Origin of the sequence: Dryocola clanedunensis, from assembly GCF_038405435.1 — a bacterium.
Classification (GTDB): Bacteria; Pseudomonadota; Gammaproteobacteria; order Enterobacterales; family Enterobacteriaceae; genus Dryocola; species Dryocola clanedunensis_A.
Genome location: NZ_JBBYHZ010000020.1, coordinates 1 through 20,275, shown reverse-complemented (window position 1 = coordinate 20,275; position 20,275 = coordinate 1). Strand labels below are relative to the sequence as shown.

Sequence of the window (20,275 nt, the reverse complement as noted above, 5' to 3'; positions counted from 1 at the left end):
ACCTTGCCGTTATCGCCGGGGATCATGAATTGCTTCCCGCTGCTGGCCTGGTAGATTTCAGGCATACCGCCCTCACCTACTTGATACATCGAACCAGCCGATACCGGCCCGCCGTTTTTGCGCTTACCCGCAATCGAACTCGACAACGCCATTGCGGCAATCACAGCACCGATACCAACTGCTGCAGCACCACCGAACGAACCTATTGATGCCACGATAGCTGCAGGTGTCCATGCCGTAGTTGTTGCGGCCGCAGATGAAACGCTGGCTGCTGTGGTGGTTGCGGTTCCGGCGACTGCTGCAGCTGTGGTGGCTGTAGTTGCGGCGATCTGCGCAGTTTGCCCCATAACAGCAGACTTAACCCACTCAACGCCCATCTGAACGAATGACTGCACGACGCTGCTCAGAACAGTATTTGCAATGTTTCCAAGCGCCTCATTGAGGCTCTGTGTTCCGTTGAGGATGCCGGTAATACTGCTTGATACCGTGTTCATGGAGGTTTGCAGAGTATCGGCGAACAACTGTGTCGCCATGTTCTGCTGGGCCCACTCATCCCACATGGCAGCCTGGCGTTGCTCTCTGTACTTCGCCTCGATGGCAGCCCTAACTGCCTCAACTTCTTCTATCTTCTGGGGGTATAGGGTTGCGTACTGGTTTAACTGCTCCATTTGCAGCTGGAATGAATTATCTACGCCGGATACTGGAGAAACCCCGCCCTGCAACTGTTTGAAGTTTTGTCCTGCCTCTTTCCGCTTCTGCTCTTCATCTTTCGCGGCTTTCGTTGCTTCCGCGAGGTCGTACATCTTTCCGGCAAGATTCCCGGCTTCCATTGCCTGCTGCTCTGTAGCTGCTGCTCCTAATTGCTGCTGAGCTGCAAGGACGGCGGCCTCCCTACCCATACCCTGCTGCTGCAAGGTGGCAAGCTTGTATTTATCGGCCAGTTGGTCGAGCTGGTTAATAACCTGTTGCTGCTCTGATGCGGATTTCTTAGCTGCCGCCTCCGATGCTGAAGACGCTCTTTTTTGCGCGGCCTCTCTGTCCTTCTCAGCCTTTTGCTCCTGCTGGTAGGCGTCTATTTTATCGTAGCTGGCGTCTATGGCTTTGCGTTCTGCATCGGTTGCCCCAAGGAGATTAGCGACGTACTTCGCCTTCTCTCTGGTGCTCATGCCCACCGTTGCGGCTTCGTTTTTAGCTGCCTCTACGAGCTTGTTAAGTTGCTCTGCGTTGCCAGAAAGTGCCTGCTTTGAGGCTTCTGTGGCCCCGGTCAGGTTATTCAATGCATCCTTAAGCACCTTCATGGCATCGCCAGCATTCAAGGCCGCGAGAGCATTGCTGTTAACCAGGTTCGTCAGCTCATTTAGCTTGGGGTTGGCATAACCTGTTTGCTCGCTGAGCGATGACAACGCGACGGCCGCAGCTTGCATCTTCTCCGGAGTTGGCTCTTTGTTGATGTCACGAAACACCTTTACCAGGCCTACGGCTTGAGTCTGAGTAATACCGAAAGTCTCTGCCATATCTGAGGTAACATTGTTGAGGATGTTTACTCCGACGATGTTACCTTCGTATGTCCCGCCTAGGTCCTTCAGTGTCGCCGTGACATCAACGCCTTTGGACTCAAGTGTTGTTAGCTGGCTTTGTGCGGCTTCCATGCTGTTTCGCCAGGTGCCAAGGTCACTGACTTGATCTGTGATGGCGGCACCCGCTGAGCTTATTGCCTTTTGTGCGTCGGTCATTGAGACAGCAATCTGGGCCTTAGCCGCATCAGAGCTTACTGCTGCCAAGCGCTGGATTTTGTCAGACAGCGCAGTGACGCCCGCATCAGTTTGCACAACTGTGTTCGACAGAGCCTTTTGCGCAGTCTCTAATTCGCCGGTTGCGTCTTTTGATTTGAATAGTGAAGGCAGCAGCGCACCGGCAATAGCACCTGTAATGGCAATGATGGCACCAACGACCGCACCGCCCGGACCAAAGATAGAGGCAATCTGGCTGCCCTGCTGGGCGAACACCATCATGGCGTTCTGCCCCATTTGCAGCTGAACTGCAACGTCCTGAATTTGGTAACCAAGCTGCCCGGCTGCGAATTTCATTCCGCTCATGCTGCGCGTAGCGGCTGTAACACCTTTTGCGGTTTCTGTTACCTGAGTATCAAGCTGCTTAAAATGCTTAATACTGGCATCAAGAGATGCGTTTATTTCGTCAAGCGCCCTGTTACCCGTGCTTGCCCCTTTGACAAGGCCAGCTGTGTCCATATCTACTTCGTAAACGATTGTGCCAATAGTTTGTTCGCCAGCCATTTACTTTTCTCCGGGCGTAAAAAAACCAGCCGGAGCTGGTTAATGTTGTTTTTGTTTGGCTCGACGAGCGGCTTGTTTCGCTATGTGCGCCTCGGCTACGGCGTCGTATTCGTCTTTGGTCAGCCCCTTTTGCTCAGGGTATTTGGCAGCAAGAAGCAATGTAAATTCTGTCATCGTGAGGTTTGCCGCATCGTCACGACTCATTCCGAAGTGGTTGCGAGCAGCGATGATGTAATCAATCACATTGAACTCGTTAGAGTACTCGCTAGTCTCATTGCGCTGAAGTCGTCTAACCTTGGCTTTACCGATCACGCCGTGCTGCATGAGCTGCTGAGCAAGTATAATGATGTCTTCACTAGCTAATTCACCAGGCCAATATTCGACGCAGTCCTGCCACCCTTTCCACTCACCAATGAGACTGGATAAATCACAATCTCCTTTGTAACAGCAGCGCATAACGTGCATGGCCGCAGTAAGCAAGTTATCGCTAGGTCGACGAAATAGCGCCTCTAGCATGTGCGGCGGCAGGGCAAATGGAACTTGGGAAACTTTATCAATAACCTTCTGAATCTCCGCGCCATGAATTAGCGAGAAAATATTAACGATTTCGGATGGCGAGCCAATTGCTGTCATTGCATCGAAAGAGGCTTTGAAGAAATAGTCTGCGCCACCTTCTTCGGCTTCCGACAGCCTCATCTCACCGATGTCAGTTAATGGCGTCATCATTTAGTCCTGTAGTGATCATTATCAAGGGCAGCGTCGCCACCCTTTGGAATAACCGCTATTAAGTAACGGTGAGAACTGACGTGGTGGAAGTGATTTTTGTACCTGTGTTATCGGTCACTTCACAGCGGTAACTGCCTGAAGATGCGGTTGTGACTGCGCGATTCACTAACGTTGCAGTCGCAGCGCTCGAGTTAATCGCAGGGTCAATAAGTGTGCTGCCGAAGTACCATTTGTAGATATACATCGGGCGACCGCCTTCGACTTCAACATCCCAGACCACATCGTTATCAGCATCAGCGGCTTTAGTTGCTGGCAGATCGCGAGTGAATGCCAGAGGCTCAGTCACTGGTGTATCGAGGCTTTCAACCTTAACGGTTGTGCCATCGGACACCTTGAACTCGACGCTAAAGGTAATGATGTCGTTACTGCCGCCATCGGCAGGAGTCAGATTGCTGATCACCATATAGCCGGTGAACTCAATCGGGCCAACTTCCATGCGCACCCATACGGTAGGCTGGCGCTTGGCGTTGATTTCATCAGCGAAATATTTTACCAGGTTGCCATAGCCGAACTGGTCCAGTTTGTCGTGCTTACGCACTTCACCTTCAAACGACACGGTTGCGTCAGCGTTGGTCGTGATGTTTTCCACCCATCCCGCGGTATCATCTGCATCAGACGTTACTGAGTTTGGTGCAAAATCCAGCCCCTTTGATGTACCAGCACCCAATGCTTTCCAGTCATCTTCAGCAGGCACAACATCAGGACATCCCATAGCAAGCTCAAGGACAGTAGCGGCCCCGAACACCCTTTCATTAGAGTTTTGGCAATTAGCCATCTTTGACCTCTTTTAGACATAAAAAAAGGCCGCCAGATGGCGACCTCGTTATTGATATGGATTTAGTTTCGGCTAATCACCGAACGTACATGCGAACTGAAGTCGGTAAATTAATCGGCCTTCTTCGCTCAATACTGGCGATGGCTTACCGCCAACGTTTTCAATTTTCCCGACGCAATCATCAATAAATGGGTTGGCCTGGACATAATCGAGAATGGACTGTGCTGCTGTATCGGTGGCGGAGTTCTTACCCTTCGCTCCAACAACGTCAACAAGGATATAATTCTCGTTTCCGAGGTCATAGCGAATGGCTGTGCCGCCATTTGGCCTGAACACCATGAATGACGTTGCCAGGTTGCCGGTATCCGTCCAGAGAAGCGTTTGAACAGTGAATCCAGTAGTCAGCCCGGCATCGACAAACATGTTCTTCACCCGGTCGTGCATTGATGGAGTCATAGCGACATTTCCTTAATAACCGCAGCATCTCTCTGGCTGCGGGTATCATCGAATCCCTTTGTCAGAAATTCCTTTTGCGCTGTTGCGCGCCGGAAGGTTTGGGGGATATTGGGATCATGAACATACACGGCGTAATTAGCTGAATAGCCAACTCTTCCGGTGATTTTAGTGCCATTTACCGTTAGCTCTCTGAACTGGCTATTTATCAGTGTCGCTGTGTCAATTGCCGTATAAAGCGCAGCTTGTGTAGAGCCAATCATCATGACGGCCTGCACAGCACGGGCAGACTTTTTCCCCTGGACTGTGTTGATGAGCTTATTGAGATTGGATTTGGCCCGGCTGATGCCTTTCACCTTAACTCCCATGGCTACACTCCTGTAATGATCGCCCAGTCATCAGAAACCCTGTCGAATGTATCGCCCCAGCGCGTAACATGAGCAATCTCATCAGCTCCAGCAACAAGCGGGTCGGCTTCGATAGATGAACCAATCAGCACGTAGTCACCTTTCTTTGCCAGAGCGAACTCAGTAAAGAAGGTGTTTTTAACCACCACCTCTTTGCCAATTGGGCCAATCTTCTCGCTAAGGCCGCCGATGTAGTCGCACATGATTTCCAGGGGCGGATCATATCCAAGCGGGTCGCCAGCTTCTGTATAGCCATCAAGCCGCCGCCAGATTGTGCATGGTGCTGTGTTGGCCCACGCTGCCGTTGCAGACATTATCCATCCCTCCAGCTAACCACTACCGCACCCGTAGCGCGAATGGTCACGCAGTTAATCACCCACTCACCGTTCGACTTCAGATAGCCAGTGGTTTCCCGCCCGGTATCCGTTTTCACCCAGACGCGGGAGAATGGCTTCGGCAGGCTTTCGGTTATGAGCTTCCACATCAGCAGCCACCCACGACGAGAAACAACCCCACCGAATTACCCGCGCTAATCGGCAGCTCTTCAGTGCATCCGCTGGTATCCAGTTTCGCCAGTGACTCACGCAGCCAGACAGTGCCATCTTCGCCGTAGTCAAACGAGCGTGACGCGCCAGAAGGAGCGCCCTGCGATTTGATGCGACGTGCGCCGGAAGACGTGGCCATAAGAGCAGCTGCGTACATCAGGATTAGTTTCTGGCTGCAGTCGTCGTACCCAGCACCGACCATGCATGGAATGATTTTATTCACCAGGCAGAGAATCGGAGTCAGCAGAGCATCAGGAATGGCATACCCAAGCTCAGCGAGGAAGCCTTTTACATCATCTGCCGTGATTGGGTCAGCCATGGTTATTTACCTTCGATTTGCTTATCCCACTCTTCACGGGATTTGGTGGGGTTCTGAAACTCTTGAAGAGCCATGGTTACTTGCCCTTTTTCGACGTGGTTACAGGCTGCTCAGGCTGCTCAGGCTGCTCAGGAGCATCATCACCCGGTGTCGCTACTTCAAAGGTTCGGTCTTCAATCATTTCAACCAGCCCCGCCGCTACCCATTTCTCTGCTGTGGAAGAATCAACTTCTACCTGTGCACCAACCGCCAGTTTCTGGAGGTTGGCACCAGAAAACAGGTTATTGCTAACCACTTTTACCAGTGCCATTCATTTCTCCTTAGCTGCTCGCGTAGAGCACGCCATGTTTCAGGTTGATGTCCTGCTTAACCATCAGGCCAGCGGCGCCCCAGGTGCGCCAGATGTAGTCGCTGTTGTAGAACTGGCGAGGATCGGCAACTGTGCCGAATGCCTGACCAACAATCGGCGCAATAACGCCAGCCGTCAGCGGCGCAATCAGGATCTGGTTGCCGGTCAGTTGCGCATCTTCTTTGATGGCAGCGATGCCAGACAGCTTGATGAGTTCCTGCAAAATGGTGTCTGACTGGTAGTTATCGCTGAAATAGCGCTCCAGGTTGGACATGATTTCGCTGGATACGTACCAGGTCTGCGGCGCGTACATGTTGTTGGTGATTTTCAGTGTGTCGCGCAGCTTGATTGCAGCATTGCGGATACTTTCCGCTGTGGCTGAGGCGCTGGTAAAGTCGATATTCAGGCCAGATGCGCCTAAATCAACCATCCCAACACGGTCATCCGCTTTCAGGCCTTTCCATGTTTTGCCATCAAAGGTTACGTAGTTACCTTCGGAGTCTTTGAAGCCGTTAAACATGTAATCGACATACTTTCGGCGCACATCATCAACAGATCCGCTCTGAGCATCAGCCAGGGATGCCAGTGCAGAGCCTTTGTTGAAGATTGGGTCACGCCAGTGGAACTTGAAGCCGGAATCGTGCACCGGAACCATTGTGCCGTCGAAGGTATATGCGCGAGCATCAAGCGCTGCACCAATCTGTCCTGACATGGAAGTGTGCGCCCAACCGCGACCTCCAGTACGAGCGTACTCATACACGGACTCTTCAATGCGGACAGAGCGGGACAGCGGCATCAGGTCGTTCAGCAGGGTGAACTCGGTATTCGGCTCGAACTGCGCCAAAACGGTTTGGTCATAAGCGCGATACATGCGGCGGATGTCATCAACAGCGTTGGTAGCATCCAGTTGGCCTTGCTCACCGTAACGGGCACGGGCGAGGAAGTCCGCCACCGCCTGAGCGCTCATGTTTCGCGCCATTTCAAGCTCGCGATACTGCGCCTGGTTCACTTCAAGGTTGCCGGTCTTTTTAGCCAGCGAGGTAGAGAATCCAAACATTAATCTGCTCCTTACTTAATGACTACGCGCAGCAGATCGCCTGCAACGGTGGTGTACGCCTTGTCTTCTTCAACATAAGCGCGGATTGACTCGCCAGAAGCGTGAGCTTTCACCTGACCGTTAGCGATGGACAACGGCTGGCCTTTTTTATAGGTGCCAGCAGCGGCGCGAACGTTCAGGAACATGCCCTGCATTGGATGAATACCAACAACCAGCTCATTAACTGGAATGCTGTCATCAACAGTCTGGCAGCGCAGATAATCGAAATCCGCAACGTACAGAATCGCTTCTTCATTGCCATCGACTGACGCCGTGAACTTTCCAGCAACAAAGGTGCCGATAATTCCAGGCTTGGTTGCTACCGCTGCCGCACCTTCGCGATTGAGTAGCGGGTTAGGGAATAAACCACCCGCATGAATTACGTGCTTACCGTCTTTAGCCATTTCTTATTACTCCGGCATTTCGCTGAATGTTTGGTTGCTGTTCACCTGGCGGAATGCACCGCTAAGCCCGGTTGATGTCTGGCACTGAGCAAACAGTTCTTTCAACGGTTCGCCGTCCATGGCGTTCACTGCCAGGTCGGTCATGCCAAACTTAGCTTTCACTGCGGCGCGCATTTCGGTGCGCTGCTGGTCTGCGTTAGCAGTCAGGCCAGATTTAACAGCAGCCAAATCGTCAGCGAACGGCTTGAACCAGGCTGGCGCTTGCTCGCTGTTGGTTGTGGTGTCTTTCGCCTTCTTATCGGCCTCTTCTTTGTCTTTCTTGGCCTTTTCGTCAGCGTCAGCTTTCGCTTTGGCATCTTCGGCGACCATCTGGTTGTATGCGTCCATCAGCTCAGCCTCGGTCTTGCCTTCGACCTCTTTGCCTTTCGCTTTCAGCGCGTTCGTGATGAGTTCTTTCATCTGGTTTGCTTCCTCTTTGACGTGCTTAGTGTTGGCGCTGAAAAACGCCATGAATTGGTTAAAGAATTGCTTTAGTGCGGGGTCTTGCGGATCGGGAATGTCGGAATCAGCGAGGTTTACGGTTTCAATCTCCTGCTCATCACCTTCGGCATTAACGAAGATACCCACGCCTTCCTCCGGCGTTCCGGCTCCTGGCTGGTCGAGCAGCACAGCAACATGGTCGAAATCCATATTGGTGACGATCTTCTCGTACCGCTTACCTTTTGATTCACCGTTGGCCGTTATTTCCTTGTGAAGCAGGCCTGTTGAGATATGCACTGGTTCGACATTCTGACCAGCCGCCATAGCGTCGAGTCGCTCAATCAGTCGCTTGCCGTTCTCACTGTTTGCGGCGTAGTTCCTGTCAACATACATGTCACCCGTTACCTTGCCGCCCTGACGGTTAACGTTTTGCAGCCAGGCACCTACGTGGTAATCATTCACCGCCTGAACATCCCTGGCTGAGATATGCTTGCCATCAACCTTCGGGTGACCAAACGGCATTGGGTTGCGCTCAAGCGACTTGTAGCTCTTTTCAATTTCTGCTGCCGGGTACAACTTCCGGTTCATCACGATGTCATCGACAATAGGCGTGACGCCGCGAACCACTATGTGTGGCTTGCCGTTGATGGTTTCGGTAGTGATGTTTGAAGCGGAGTTGATTACTGACAGCACGTTTACGCAGTTGCGTGACATGCTGGTTCCTTACTAATTATTAATGGGCTATAAAGGAGTCCGGTCAGTCATAGACCGTCATAAAAAGGTGAATTTGCAATGGCAATTTATAAAGTTACGTATCAAGTTAGTGGTGATGAAACTTATCGTGACGTGAATGTGGAGAGTGACCATCCACCATCAGTTGTTGATGATAAAGTCATAGAGGCAACAAGACGTGACTCAGTGAAATACCAAGGCTCGTCATCCTCAACCTCTGTATTTGGCATTCGCGTTATTACCATTACAGAAGTTATTTAGCCTTACTCCATTGCTGGCGTTCTTTCGCCAGCTTATCGGTCAGTCCTTCGTTGAATAGCGAACCGTCATCATTGAGAAGTGCAGGTATCTGGCTGCAATAGCAGTTGTACCGGTTGCCATTTTGGGCATAGAACGCTTCAACTTCTTCCGTTGTATAGATTCGACCGTGACGGGAAGCATGCCAGGAGCGCGTTGTGGCTTTTAGTGCCGATAGCCAGAGCATGCCAGTATTCAATCCTAACCTTTCTTTTGCCCAATCAGCTTCTGAACGCTGCGCAGTTCGTAACGCCCCCACCTGCTCGGTCTGAGCAATGGTCTTTGCCTTGCTCATGCTGACATCAAGACGCTTGCTGATTATCGAAGCCGTTTCCCGAGGGTTTACGCCACGCCCGATTGAATCAGCAATCACATTAGCCAGGTCACCGCGAGCGGCATCGCTAATTCCTTTCCAGTCGCTATAGGTAGACACGAAAGCCGATGCGACCTGATTCTGGTATGCCGGAGTGCTCAAAAGCTGCTGTAGCGTCGTCTGGCTGGCGTAGATTGGCGACTGCACTGACAGATTGGTGTAAGCGCTCAGTGTGCCGCGCTGGTATTCCTCGGCAACGTAATCAAACGCCCACAGGTTCTGACTGCCACCCTCGAGCAAATGGTCATCCAGTATCGTCTGTACCACCTGCAGCAAGTCAGCTAACTGCGCTGCCGTCATGTCGTAGATATACGTTCCAGCGTTCACCTGGTAAAGCGTGTCGGGCTTGTTCTCATTGCGAGCAAGGATGTAGCCAAACAGAGAGTTTCTCGCCCGTTCGCGCCCGGTTAACCGCATATCGAATAGCTGCTTCAGTGCGACCTTGATGTCGTAGTAGCGTTGCTCAATGTCACGGTACATCCGGTTTACTGCGCGGTAGGACTGAGTCGGGTCAGCTTTGTTGCGTGGAATTATCGGACTTCCCGGCTTCGGTTGATTGTTCAATTGGCTCACCTGTCAGCGGGTCGGTTTGCTTGGCTGACTCATCAGATCCGGTTGGCGCTGTTTCTTCAGGGATGGGCTCAAGCTCACCCACTGCGCGGATTTCGTTTTCTGTTACCGCTGATGTCCCGAATGCGCTTCTGGTCTTATCAGCCACATCAGCCATTGCCGCCATATTGGCGATCTTCTCTTTTTCGCTCGGCGCGAGTAAGTCAGACCATGCCAGCGTTACCTCACCGTTTTTCGGCGGGTCGATAATGCCCAGCGTCCAAAATCGCTCGATGACGCGAGTGATGTAGTCGGTGAGGAACCCCCAGCGACGACCATTGCAGCGCTTGGCCCACTCAGTTTTATCTTCATCAGACGCGAGGCGGCCTGTCTGCTGACCAAACTGGATGGTGAATGGACATTGGATAGACGCTGAGAACTCGTTTGCGGCTGCCGTCCAGGTCGGTGTCGGATCTGCTGGGGCGACAGAGAGAACGCTTGTTTTCCCCGCCTGCATGGCCAGCGCCGAGTCAGTTCCGCTATTTAGCTTCCTGACCTTGTCATTCATTGCTTCAGCAAGAGAGTCGTAACCGGCTTCTTTAGCCTGCTTAACCAGTGTTGAAACATCGGTAGTAGCGTCAAACTCCATCGCTAGTTGGCGGCTGGCGTTCTTCAGGAAACCTTCTGCGCTGCCACCGGATGTCTTCTCAATGTCGAGCAGCTTGTTGAAGCCTGCGCGAAGCAATGGAACACCGGCAAGCATGTTCTCATCCTCTGAACCTTCACACAGGATGATCACGCGATCTGGATGGACGGTAACACTGCGCACAGTTCCGTAAGTACCATCGTCGCCGACTGGCTGCTCGTTGAAGTTGTAGCTGACCGGCTGCCCGTAAGTATCTGACTGAGTATCGATATCGAAGTTACCCGGCTTAATCTGCGCTTCCCATGCTGGGATTAACTTAACCAGTGCTTTATCACCGAGCGCCCTCACTACATCGCGATTAACAGGCTCCCACCAGTTGCGACCATCCTTAATTTGGAGTAACACCGCTGAATATCGCCCTACCAGGTTGCGGCGGTCAGCATCCTTAAGCTTTGCCCAGTGCTTGCTGAGTAGCTTGGTTGTTGATGACTCCCACTCTGTCGTTTCTTCGGCTTCATCCTTCTCCGCGCCGTCGATAATCGTGGGGTTGTCTGTCCAGCAAGTATCAAGCAGCTTGTGCACAGCGGCGTGGGCCACAGCGTTACGTTCGTATGCCCGGTAGTAGTTATCAAAATTAACTGTGTCCGGGTAACCGAACTCATCCCACAGCTTTGTGCGCTTGGTATTCCCGTTAGGCCCCTGCGCGTACAGCATGCGCTGCCGCCCGATAGCATCAGCAAGGGCGTTCACGAGGAATTGTTCCCCGCTATTTAATTCACTCACTGAGTGCTCCTTAGAAGAAAATTGCGCCAGAAGTCTGACCGCTTAGCTCTGTCATCGCCCAGACCAGAGCATCCAGCCTGTCCGGTGATTTCTTTGAAGTGGTTGGCACGTATTCCATCTGCTGATTTTCGAGCTGATAGAGGTTGCCTTTGTGGGCCACACGACCTTGCGCGTATAAAGCAGAGATTGGCTCTGCGCGGGCAAACTTTCCCTTACTCGCGTGAACCCGAATAATGCGATCCTTAAAGCCAGCGTTGCGCAGCGTATCCTCTGCCATGTCGCCACCCTGGTTTGTTTCAATCACAATCGCGTCTGCATCATGTTGTGCATAGGCGTCCATAGCGCGAGTTGCCCAGCCGTTAGGTGAGTATTTCCCACTGTAGTCACCATCCGCAGAATATTGCTTACGGTCACCAACGCCATAAGCGCTGGCAGCAACAATCCCTGTTTCGTCGCTTTCTTCGCTGTTCGTTGCTTGGGGGTCGATGGCAATTACAGTTCTGGAAATCTCTTCACTGATATTTAGCGCTCGCGCCGCAGCAATCATTCCCTCTGTCCACAATGCGCCTTCGGCATTGAAGCGACGAGGGTTCTGCATGTATTGCGCTTCAGCAGTGCGCCGATGCGAGAATAGTGCTACACGATGCGTTTCGTTATGCTTGAAAGGCCACAGCCAACCATCAGGCAATCCGTGGTCTATCGGTATGGCGTGAGTGTTTTCTGGATACTGCGCAGAGTAAGCCTGGCTTTTGTCGATAATCACCGGAAGATTCAGGTGATGCCACTCTTCGCCACTGCCGCCGCGCAACAGGTATCCGCTCAGGTCGTGATAGTGGATGCGCTGCATAATCACGATCATCGGCGTTGTTTCGACGGCTAATCGCGATTTGATTGTTTCGTTAAAGCGGCTGTTTACCCCGTCGCGCACTGTTTCGCTGTACGCGTCATCAGGCTTAACCGGGTCATCAATAATCAATGCGCCCTGCCATCCCGGCTCCATGTGTCCGGCACGAAAGCCAGTTACCTGACCAGCTGCGGATGAAGCATATACACCGCCTCCATGCTCGTTCCACCACATAGCCTTGCTGTCTGCATCGTCGCGCAGTTCCATGGGCCACATAGCCTGATAGGCTTTTGACTTAACCATGCCGCGAGTTGTGGAGGAGTTAAGCAGTGCGAGATTGTGCGAGTAGGAAAGATGCATGAAGCGAGCGCGGTTATTCAGCGCCAGCCCTCTACCCATCATGTTGATGGTTGCCAGTTCGGTTTTGGTGTAGCCAGGTGGAACGTTGATGATAAGGCGCTTAATTTCTCCGTCTATCACCCGATCCAGTGTTTTCTGAATTACCCGGTGATGCGGCGCGACAATCATCTTACCGCCTGTGCGCTGCTTGAAGAAGTAGCGGGAGAAGTACAGCCCCTCTTCTTCACATTCTATTTTGCGGGCATAGTTCCGCTGCTCAACAGTCGTCATCCTCCAGCATCTCCCGTCGAGCTTTCTTGTATTCGTCCTTCGTTAGCGTGGCTGACTCAATAGGGCCGCCGTCTTTGCCAGTATGCTCAACCTTCTGCCGGTTGGTGTAAGCGTCGCCGCACTCTTTAGCCGCCTGTTCGATTAGCTGAGCGGTAAGCGCCATGTTCTTCATGTTCTCGGCTTTGCCAGCCATACGGTCAAGGATGCGGAGGCGGTAAGCTTTATTGGCGATCGGGATGTCAGATATTTCAGTCTGGAATCGGGCGCGCGTAGCGTTGAATAAATCAACCCACTTCTGAGCCAGCCCCTTTCCGCTGGCCTTGGTTGGGTCGTGTGACTCAACCTGCTGCGGGGTAACTTTAACGCCAAACTCTTTTTGGACAGCCTCACCAACAATTGATAATGAGTCAAAGCATGCAAGTGATTGAATGATGAAGGCTTTAACCTCTGGTTTTAATGCAGCCATAATTCACCACTCTTCCAAAGCATTCTAAATTTACGCCAGTTTCATCAGGCAGGTTCCGCATGCCCTGGCAATGTTTAAGTGAGCAATCTCTGCTGGCTTGTTCGCAGCATCGACCATCTCTTGTACTTCCTTGCTGGCACCGTAACGACGCACGACGCCAACGAATTCTTCTACATCGTGACCGCGCAGTTTGAGAGTCGGCATACCGGTTTCTTTGTTGAACTTAGGCGCTCCAAATTCGTCTGTAGCCTGGCTGATGTGGTAAAGCTCATGCTCTACCAGTGCGCAGAATTCGAGGTCACTGCATTGTGAGCAGTAATCGGCAGCCAGCGTAATGATGAACTTCGGTATGTGACCGAACCATTCATACATCTGCTGTTCCATTCTGGCCTTCTGCCAACCACCTGCTCGCATCATTACCTCTTCGGCCTGACCGAGGACTGAGCGCCCTTTCTTATCGAAGGCATTCGATGCCCACATGAAACAGATGTCAGCAGCATGCAGATGGAAGTGATCAGAATTGTGCAGGCTGCCACTCTCCATGAGTATTTGACTTACCATCCACTCGTAGACTTCATTTGCCGGGATAAGGCTGATGTAAGGCTTAACGTCTGGCGAGTTAACGAAGTTGATTGGTGGGTATGGTCTGCGCTCCTCGTTACTTGCCATAACTGTTATTCCTTGGTTTCTTCTTCCACTACCGGCGTAAACAGGATCTCGCTCAGTTCATCAGGCTGAATGTAGCGCCACTCACCATCCTTGTTAGCCACGGCGAACAGACCATTAACCAGTTGAGGCTCTTTAACGGTCATGATGCCTTCGTAGACAGTTCCGTCTTTCTTCTTGGCTGTTACGTTGTACTTGGGCATGGTGATACCTCTGGTTGTCATTATCGAAGCCACTGTTTGAATGGCTTCTGTAATGTCACTCAGCCATTACCGCTTCAATGCTGAAGCTATGAATAATGCAAAGCGGTACGCCGTGAGTGTCTAACCCATTTCTGATAATTAACACTCCATCGCGAATATCTGGCTCTTTGTCCATCTGCCAGCCAACCTGCTCTGACGGCATTCCAGAATCCTTACCGTCTTTGGTCAGAAGCATGACCTTCCAGCCTTTGATTACAGTCGCCATTGTTTATCCTTGAGTTCGGTTGGGAGAGTTTCAGCTTTCTTCTGCCATCGCAGCTGATGCGACCATGAGCGCTCAAACCCTGCTGGTTGCTGCAGCAGGAAAACACGCGGCATTACTCGTTACGTGGAATACAGCACACTCGTCAGAGGGAGTCCTCAATGGAGGCTGGGTCTTCGTTAATGCTGTCACGGGTTTACGTGGAGACGAGGCGGCTCACACGCCCACAATGCGGGAGGAGTATTCTTGAGTTTTTTCTCTCATAGGAGACAAGAATTGAGGGCCGCACTTAACACCGACAATAGATATAACAACCCTATTGGAGGAATAATGACCGACCTTTTTAACCAACTGAATGCAGTATCTGAATTTGTTTTGAATGTGCTTTTAATCATCAATGAAATCCGCAAACTTCGCAGCGGCTCACGCAGCGGCTAGTTCACTTACGGCTTACCCGTCAGCAAGATGAGGATCACCTCGTTTCCGCCACGGAATTGATTACAGGTCTGGCCGCTCATCAGTGAAGAGCAATCCAGGCTGAGTTATCTCTGCGATGTGGTCATGCTCTACAGCAAGCACCCGCTTTTCCTTTTTGCGCTCATTCATCAACCGACTTCCGATGGTGCCTTTAAGCTTCGAGCGCGTTTCTTTGATGGCGTATCGGTGTTGCATTTCTTCACCGATTGCCATTCTCCGGCTTAGTTGCTCGGACATCCAATTGAAGGCAGAAATGAAGCTCTCTTTGATGGCTGCAGCCGCTTTGCCAGTGAATCCCATGACAACCATGATCCAACCGTCTTTTGTGAGGCTTTCCATTCGGCGAACCTTGCCCTGCTCATCTATATATTCGGCCGACGCAAAATTGCGTTGGCTAAAATCGTTTGAGCAATCGGCTTTTACTTGGTCAATTTTTCTGAGAACGTCTCCGTGTCGCTTCCCGAAGTACTGGGAAACTTTAAGCGAATTAGTGATTACCTCTCCGTCTTTTGCATGAACCATATTGCGAAAGTCGAAGGCCGGAATAACTGACGGATTATTCATAGCGATTACCTTTTAGAAAGATGAGCCTGCTCGCACAGAAAAGCCGCCCCGAGATGGTCGCCACCATATACGGCAATTCTCAGGCTCAGCTTTCTGAAAGACTCGGGATGATTTGCGCTGCGAGGCGCAGTGATTTACTGCGGGTATAAAAAAGCCCGACCGAAGTCAGGCTCTGTTAATTGGGGTGACGAATCACTTGGCGGTGGCAATGGAATCGTATGACCGTTCGCATGCCAGGCCAGCTATTCGAGCCCGGTCAGCCGCTTCCGCATACTCTCCCGCCGCTCTGTCTGATTCGATGAGCAACTGGGCGAACATATCGGTAGCTGTGGCTCTTGCCGAGCTTGAACTGGCAGCGGAGGAAAGTTTGCTGGTTTCACTTGCTGCGAGCTGACGCCGGATGTTTGCGATGGTGAGTTGCAACTTGTCAGCAGCAGACTGAGCGTTAGCAGCATCAAGCCGCGCTTTGTCGAGTTGAGTTTGTGCATCAGCTGTTACCTGGTTGATTTGGTTCTGGCGGCGCTGCTCTTCGGTGCGCTCTTGCTCTTGCCGTCCAGCTAACTCAAGGAGGTCTTTAGCATCACGCTTTGCCCACTTGATATTCCAGACCTGATTAGTGTCGAACTTTCCAGACTCGTAGCCGTTGTGATGGGCGCCCCATAAAAGAAGGCCAGCCAGCAAAATTAATGCAATCGGCTTCCAGTTATCTTTCAGAATTGCGGGGATCATGCCACCACCCCGCCGGCCTCTTTGAACTTGCCGATCAGGTCATCAAGTTTGTGTTCGTGCTGGCCATATCCGGCACCAGGCAGTGAAGCCCAGATGTTTGAGCATTTCTGAATTGCTGCCGCGATGTTTCCAGCATCAATATCAGCCAGGGCTTTGCGCTCTTTAATCTGCTGCAATGCGACAGCATCCTGACTCGCAGGTGAGAAGTCTTTCAGGCCGAGTTGTTTGCGGTATGCATCCCAGTAACGGGAAAGCAGCTGATAGCGACCGGCGGCCGTTGATTTGATTCCGAGCCGCGGCAGGTCAACGAGCTTTCGAGGATGGTCGGCATATCCACTAAACAGCGAGCCACCAACAATCACGTTGTATCCGTTATCGCTTACCTTGATGCGGCTTGTGCCTTCCGACCAGGCCAGCATGTCGAGAAAAGCTTTACGGTTGTTGTTGGTTGGCATTTGCTGCTCCGGCTTTATTCAGTAGACGCGATTCCAGCGCTTTAATCAGTGTCGAACCAGACCAGCCAGCTAATCCGCAGATTGCCCCAGTCACTTCCATTGGCCATTTGTAATGCATTGCCGCCAGCATCATTAGAGAGCCGGCGAACAGAGAGATAATTAGCTGTAGCGCTAACATCACCCAGCTAAATCTGGCGCCATTAATGACCCGGTAGGCATAACTGGCCATCGCTCCCAATAACGTCATGAGAGTTGCCAGTAGCAGCGCAAACAGGTCGGGATTATTTCCAGGCATACGCATATCTCTCACCTCGCTATCGTAAGCAGGTGCTGTCTGTGTAATCGGGGAAAGCGCCATCCATGCCACGGCACGTTATCTATGAGTGATATTGGTTGCTGGATGGTTGGCGCTAAATATGAGAAAGGCCGCTCTATGGCGACCTTGATTTAATTGGTGGGCCGTGGAGGATTCGAACCTGCCTACCTTTCCCTTATGAGGGGATTGCTCATACCTGATGAGCTTTCGGCCCTGAAACGCAAAAAGCCCCGCATCAGCGAGGCCTCTTTTAAATCCACCGTAACAATCAGACGGATTTGTAGTGTTAGGGTTGAGATTAGCCGATGTTATTCAGCAAGTAAACTGTTATTTCTACCAATATCCATATCAGTAGAAATATTTGCTTATTTAGTCACACTTGAGAGCATTGAATCAGCCACAGACTCCTCTTTATGGCATTCCGTTATCAGAAGCTCATAGAAAGGCTTGTAATGCCGCGACCATGACGGCTGGCTTATTTCCAGCACATCCAGTGATATGGCCTTTCGAACCGTCTCAGCAGGAATACGGGCATATCCCCGACCGGTGCAACGTGGACAGGTTTTGAATACCGGCACACCACCCTGCTCTTCCGTTTTTTCCTTGTCCAGCACCACGCCTTTCCCGTGGCACCGGCAGGCGTTACTGATGACCTTCTTCCCGCCGCATGGTTTGCAGAGAACGCGTACCACTTCCCGCTTGGGCTTGAGATCGTTCCCCGGCATTGGGCTGGCAAATCGCATGAGTTGCACATCTGCGGATCGGGTCATCTGCCCCATAGCGGCTTTCATAGTGAAAACTTCGGCCTCTATGAATCCTTCCCCAGCGCAGCATTCGCATTGACGAACACTAGCCGCACTGCGTGAATAGTCCTGATAAGCGAAAGTTGCGAGTATTTGCAGAACCCTTTGCTTAATATCTTCATCAAGTTCTGAGATAGCCCGACATTGCCCTGCAAGGCGTTGTGCGATTTCATAGAGTCCCTCTACTGCTTTATCTGGTGCACTGATGCCAATCTTCGCCAGATATAAATCCAGACCGATGCCGCTTTTAAGTCCTGCAAGACCTAATGCGGCCATCACTTCACTAATGCTCAATGCGTCAGAAGATGTTGCCCTGGGTGCATCGGTGATGTGTGGTGATTTCGGTGCGAAGTATTTACCGATAGCCTCAAGTCTCATGCTGCCACCTGCTTATTAGCGTTGCTGCGGTTGATGATTTCACGGCGCTGCTCCTGCTTCCTGCGGATAGTTGCTTCATGCTGAGCAATCTCTCTATCAAGGCGCTCAATCTCTGATTGGTCGTAAGGTGTCAGTTTCATGCTGCCTCCTGGTGACGTTTACGCAATTTCTCGTAATGGCGAGCCCGGTGCGTGAAGATGGATTTCACACGTTTCAGGTACTCGATATCGAACTTGCGTGGTTTGTTGTCGTGCTCAATGCGCTCTACGCGCTCTGGGCCGATTTTCTCGATGAGGTTGATACGGAATGGAATCAGGTTGCCAGATAGCTCCCTGTTGCATCTCACGCAGCCTGCGTGGATATTGAAAATGTTAAATCTTAAATGTGCTGCCGAGCCTCTAGAGCGGTAATGACTTGCGTCTACTGCCCCGCCTCTTACCCCGTAAACCAATGGCTTCCCGCATGCTATGCAAGGCTTGCCGTAATCACGCCAGAAGATGAACCGATTAACAGCAACCTGAGCCTCTTTGTTCCAGTCGGATGCGGTCTTGAGTTTCTCCCGCCTGACTTTCAGATTGGCGCGGTCTGCCTTGTCTTTTTTGGTTTGCTCCTTCTGCTTGCCATGGGAAATGGCGCAGGGTATTGAGCAGGTTTTTTGGAGTGAGTTACGAGGGGTAAATTCTTTGGTGCAGATGGCGCATTCCTTGGGCTTCGGCGGTTTGCGCCTGTCAGCCATTGGAATCCCCCCATCTCCGTTCGCACTGTCGAATCCAGATATTCATGTTGTTGGTGACAGTGTTGCTGTGTGACCCTTTATACTTCTTCCTGCCAGCTCTGCAGCGGATATGGATGGCAATAGCAAAGATCGGATATGTGAATGTGAGCATTGCCATCATAAGTATCGATAGGGCAATCCTGATGGTGAAGAGTGGCAGCCACCTGACCTCGGTGTCAGGAAGTTCAACAAATTCATCCCATGTGTTATGGGCAATATTGAAAATGACCTGGGCTGATACTGATAAGCAATCGAAGTAATTGAAATCGTAACCGGCGGCCGCTGCCCAATATGGATTGTCCTGAAAGTGCCGGAACGTTATCGGCCCGTATCTGCTAATTATCATCATACATCCTCGAATTCGGATCGGTTTCTACATACGCCTCATGAGCGCATTCGCTTTCAAGTGGTATACACACAGTTTTAATTTCAGCGTATCCATACAGTATTTCAGCTTTCCTCCTGGCTTCCGTGGCCTCTTCTTTAGTCATGAACTTGCCAAGATGAACCAACTTCCCTTCATGTCGAATTCGCGCCGTCCAGTGATTCCTTTCTGGCCTAAAGCTAACCCCGGTAACCCCGCTTGAATTGTCTTTGCGTATTAGAGTGTTGATAACGTTCTCTTTTCTCGTTACCTCCCTCAGATTTATGATGCGGTTGTCATTTCTAATGTGATTGATGTGGTCGATTTCAGAGGGGTAAAAGCCATAAGTCATAAACCAAGCTGTTCTATGAGCTGACATCGTTTTACCGCTGACGTGCAACTGAGCGTACCCACAAGAATCTATTGATCCTGTCTTTTTAAGCGACAGTCTCGTTTTAAATGCAACCCAATACTGCCTTGACTTGAAGTGCTCAATTGGTCTGTTTTTCCAGAAGAATTCGCCAGTGCTTGCTTCATAACGGAAGCATTCATGTAGATATCTGAAGTAGAGCTTTTCATCTCCATTTAGCGCTTTTGTTATTTCCTCGCCGCTCAACGGCTTTGTACACGCTGCGCAATATCCTGCTGCTGCGTTGCTGTTGCGCTGGTAGGTGGTGATTGATTCAGGCGTCAGCATCAGCGGTGCTCTCAATCATGTAGCCGTCGTCGATGGCTGCGTTTAGTTCTTCGAGTTGGGCAATCAGCGCATTGATTGACGCCTTGTTGTCGAACTTGATTAGCCATTTGCATTCACGGTCGGTAGCTGTCGTTCCATCATCGAAAACCACGCGCTTACCAATGTTTCCGTCGCCATTGCCGTAGGAGAAACCAATACCAACGTAGTCACGCTCTTTGCTGTAGATGGTGTTAAATGCCGTGAAGCCGTCGCCCGTTTGCAGGACTTGGATTGATTCTCCTCTTTCATAAGTTTCAATTTGAAAGCCATATTTTTTCTCGGTCATGCCCATATCCTCTGTTGATATTTATTGCTCACA

The 20,275-nt window shown here is 51.3% G+C and carries 29 protein-coding genes and 1 tRNA gene; 1 reads left to right on the top strand and 29 read right to left on the bottom strand.

Annotation, left to right across the window (positions count from 1 at the left end; all coding sequences use genetic code 11):
• The 12 genes from AAE045_RS22505 to AAE045_RS22450 all read right to left on the bottom strand — a co-directional run.
• On the bottom strand, positions 1-2,294 hold a 2,294-nt coding region (locus tag AAE045_RS22505), incomplete at its 3' end, for a phage tail length tape measure family protein (RefSeq protein WP_455549564.1).
• 39 nt (positions 2,295-2,333) lie between these two features.
• On the bottom strand, positions 2,334-3,017 hold the full coding sequence (locus AAE045_RS22500; RefSeq protein WP_455549563.1) for a DUF6246 family protein: 684 nt from the start codon (positions 3,015-3,017) through the stop codon (positions 2,334-2,336).
• A 61-nt stretch (positions 3,018-3,078) separates the two neighbouring features.
• Positions 3,079-3,855: a phage tail tube protein gene (locus AAE045_RS22495; protein WP_455549562.1), complete on the bottom strand. Its 777-nt coding sequence runs from the start codon at positions 3,853-3,855 to the stop codon at positions 3,079-3,081.
• Positions 3,856-3,927: 72 nt separating this feature from the next.
• The gene (locus AAE045_RS22490; RefSeq protein WP_455549561.1) at positions 3,928-4,311 is read right to left on the bottom strand and encodes a phage tail termination protein; all 384 of its coding nucleotides are present in this window, start codon (positions 4,309-4,311) and stop codon (positions 3,928-3,930) included.
• Positions 4,308-4,676: an HK97 gp10 family phage protein gene (locus AAE045_RS22485; RefSeq protein WP_455549560.1), complete on the bottom strand. Its 369-nt coding sequence runs from the start codon at positions 4,674-4,676 to the stop codon at positions 4,308-4,310. The genes AAE045_RS22490 and AAE045_RS22485 overlap by 4 nt, the downstream gene beginning before the upstream one ends.
• A 2-nt stretch (positions 4,677-4,678) precedes the next feature.
• Entirely contained in the window at positions 4,679-5,029 is a 351-nt protein-coding gene (locus AAE045_RS22480; RefSeq protein ID WP_455549559.1) for a hypothetical protein, read from the bottom strand.
• Entirely contained in the window at positions 5,029-5,199 is a 171-nt protein-coding gene (locus AAE045_RS22475) for a hypothetical protein (RefSeq protein WP_455549558.1), read from the bottom strand. Before AAE045_RS22475 ends, AAE045_RS22480 begins: the two co-directional genes overlap by 1 nt.
• Complete coding sequence (locus AAE045_RS22470) at positions 5,199-5,579, bottom strand: DUF7370 family protein (RefSeq protein ID WP_455549557.1); 381 nt, start codon at positions 5,577-5,579, stop codon at positions 5,199-5,201. The genes AAE045_RS22475 and AAE045_RS22470 overlap by 1 nt, the downstream gene beginning before the upstream one ends.
• 76 nt (positions 5,580-5,655) lie before the next feature.
• Positions 5,656-5,889 carry a hypothetical protein gene (locus tag AAE045_RS22465; RefSeq protein WP_455549556.1) on the bottom strand — a complete coding sequence of 78 codons (234 nt, stop codon included), beginning with the start codon at positions 5,887-5,889 and terminating at the stop codon, positions 5,656-5,658.
• Between the two features lie 10 nt (positions 5,890-5,899).
• Positions 5,900-6,985, bottom strand: a complete 1,086-nt coding sequence (locus AAE045_RS22460) for a major capsid protein (protein ID WP_455549555.1) — start codon at positions 6,983-6,985, stop codon at positions 5,900-5,902.
• A gap of 11 nt (positions 6,986-6,996) precedes the next feature.
• Positions 6,997-7,428, bottom strand: a complete 432-nt coding sequence (locus tag AAE045_RS22455) for a hypothetical protein (protein WP_455549554.1) — start codon at positions 7,426-7,428, stop codon at positions 6,997-6,999.
• A 6-nt stretch (positions 7,429-7,434) separates the two neighbouring features.
• On the bottom strand, positions 7,435-8,622 hold the full coding sequence (locus AAE045_RS22450; protein ID WP_455549553.1) for a DUF2213 domain-containing protein: 1,188 nt from the start codon (positions 8,620-8,622) through the stop codon (positions 7,435-7,437).
• A gap of 78 nt (positions 8,623-8,700) precedes the next feature.
• On the opposite strand from AAE045_RS22450, the gene AAE045_RS22445 reads away from it, so the two are divergent.
• Positions 8,701-8,901, top strand: a complete 201-nt coding sequence (locus AAE045_RS22445) for a hypothetical protein (RefSeq protein WP_455549552.1) — start codon at positions 8,701-8,703, stop codon at positions 8,899-8,901.
• On the opposite strand, the gene AAE045_RS22440 is transcribed toward AAE045_RS22445, so the two are convergent.
• From AAE045_RS22440 to AAE045_RS22360, 17 genes are all read right to left on the bottom strand, one after another.
• Entirely contained in the window at positions 8,894-9,790 is an 897-nt protein-coding gene (locus tag AAE045_RS22440) for a phage minor head protein (protein WP_455549565.1), read from the bottom strand. The genes AAE045_RS22445 and AAE045_RS22440 overlap by 8 nt on opposite strands.
• A 31-nt stretch (positions 9,791-9,821) precedes the next feature.
• Positions 9,822-11,288 (bottom strand): DUF1073 domain-containing protein, encoded by a 1,467-nt coding sequence (locus tag AAE045_RS22435; protein ID WP_455549551.1) that lies wholly within the window; start codon positions 11,286-11,288, stop codon positions 9,822-9,824.
• A 10-nt stretch (positions 11,289-11,298) separates the two neighbouring features.
• Entirely contained in the window at positions 11,299-12,762 is a 1,464-nt protein-coding gene (locus tag AAE045_RS22430) for a phage terminase large subunit family protein (RefSeq protein ID WP_455549550.1), read from the bottom strand.
• Positions 12,749-13,228 (bottom strand): DUF2280 domain-containing protein, encoded by a 480-nt coding sequence (locus AAE045_RS22425; RefSeq protein ID WP_121268386.1) that lies wholly within the window; start codon positions 13,226-13,228, stop codon positions 12,749-12,751. Before AAE045_RS22425 ends, AAE045_RS22430 begins: the two co-directional genes overlap by 14 nt.
• A 30-nt stretch (positions 13,229-13,258) precedes the next feature.
• The gene (locus AAE045_RS22420; protein WP_455549549.1) at positions 13,259-13,897 is read right to left on the bottom strand and encodes a putative metallopeptidase; all 639 of its coding nucleotides are present in this window, start codon (positions 13,895-13,897) and stop codon (positions 13,259-13,261) included.
• Positions 13,898-13,902: 5 nt separating this feature from the next.
• A complete protein-coding gene (locus AAE045_RS22415) occupies positions 13,903-14,097 on the bottom strand; it encodes a hypothetical protein (protein ID WP_121268384.1) in 195 nt (64 codons plus the stop codon).
• 55 nt (positions 14,098-14,152) lie between these two features.
• Positions 14,153-14,362 (bottom strand): hypothetical protein, encoded by a 210-nt coding sequence (locus AAE045_RS22410; protein ID WP_455549548.1) that lies wholly within the window; start codon positions 14,360-14,362, stop codon positions 14,153-14,155.
• A 495-nt stretch (positions 14,363-14,857) separates the two neighbouring features.
• Positions 14,858-15,400: a Rha family transcriptional regulator gene (locus tag AAE045_RS22405; protein ID WP_424588957.1), complete on the bottom strand. Its 543-nt coding sequence runs from the start codon at positions 15,398-15,400 to the stop codon at positions 14,858-14,860.
• A 192-nt stretch (positions 15,401-15,592) separates the two neighbouring features.
• Positions 15,593-16,129, bottom strand: coding sequence for a DUF2514 family protein (locus tag AAE045_RS22400; protein ID WP_455549547.1), 537 nt, complete (start codon positions 16,127-16,129; stop codon positions 15,593-15,595).
• Entirely contained in the window at positions 16,126-16,584 is a 459-nt protein-coding gene (locus tag AAE045_RS22395; RefSeq protein WP_455549546.1) for a glycoside hydrolase family 24 protein, read from the bottom strand. Before AAE045_RS22395 ends, AAE045_RS22400 begins: the two co-directional genes overlap by 4 nt.
• Positions 16,562-16,885, bottom strand: a complete 324-nt coding sequence (locus AAE045_RS22390) for a phage holin family protein (RefSeq protein ID WP_064558976.1) — start codon at positions 16,883-16,885, stop codon at positions 16,562-16,564. The genes AAE045_RS22395 and AAE045_RS22390 overlap by 23 nt, the downstream gene beginning before the upstream one ends.
• Before the next feature lie 151 nt (positions 16,886-17,036).
• A tRNA-Met gene (locus tag AAE045_RS22385) sits at positions 17,037-17,114 on the bottom strand.
• Positions 17,115-17,265: 151 nt separating this feature from the next.
• Entirely contained in the window at positions 17,266-18,081 is an 816-nt protein-coding gene (locus AAE045_RS22380; protein ID WP_455549545.1) for an antitermination protein Q, read from the bottom strand.
• Positions 18,078-18,221 (bottom strand): hypothetical protein, encoded by a 144-nt coding sequence (locus AAE045_RS22375; RefSeq protein WP_455549544.1) that lies wholly within the window; start codon positions 18,219-18,221, stop codon positions 18,078-18,080. The genes AAE045_RS22380 and AAE045_RS22375 overlap by 4 nt, the downstream gene beginning before the upstream one ends.
• Positions 18,218-18,817: a recombination protein NinG gene (locus tag AAE045_RS22370; protein WP_455549543.1), complete on the bottom strand. Its 600-nt coding sequence runs from the start codon at positions 18,815-18,817 to the stop codon at positions 18,218-18,220. The genes AAE045_RS22375 and AAE045_RS22370 overlap by 4 nt, the downstream gene beginning before the upstream one ends.
• A 374-nt stretch (positions 18,818-19,191) precedes the next feature.
• The gene (locus AAE045_RS22365; protein WP_455549542.1) at positions 19,192-19,917 is read right to left on the bottom strand and encodes an HNH endonuclease; all 726 of its coding nucleotides are present in this window, start codon (positions 19,915-19,917) and stop codon (positions 19,192-19,194) included.
• Positions 19,904-20,242 carry a hypothetical protein gene (locus tag AAE045_RS22360; protein ID WP_455549541.1) on the bottom strand — a complete coding sequence of 113 codons (339 nt, stop codon included), beginning with the start codon at positions 20,240-20,242 and terminating at the stop codon, positions 19,904-19,906. Before AAE045_RS22360 ends, AAE045_RS22365 begins: the two co-directional genes overlap by 14 nt.
• Positions 20,243-20,275: the final 33 nt, after the last annotated feature.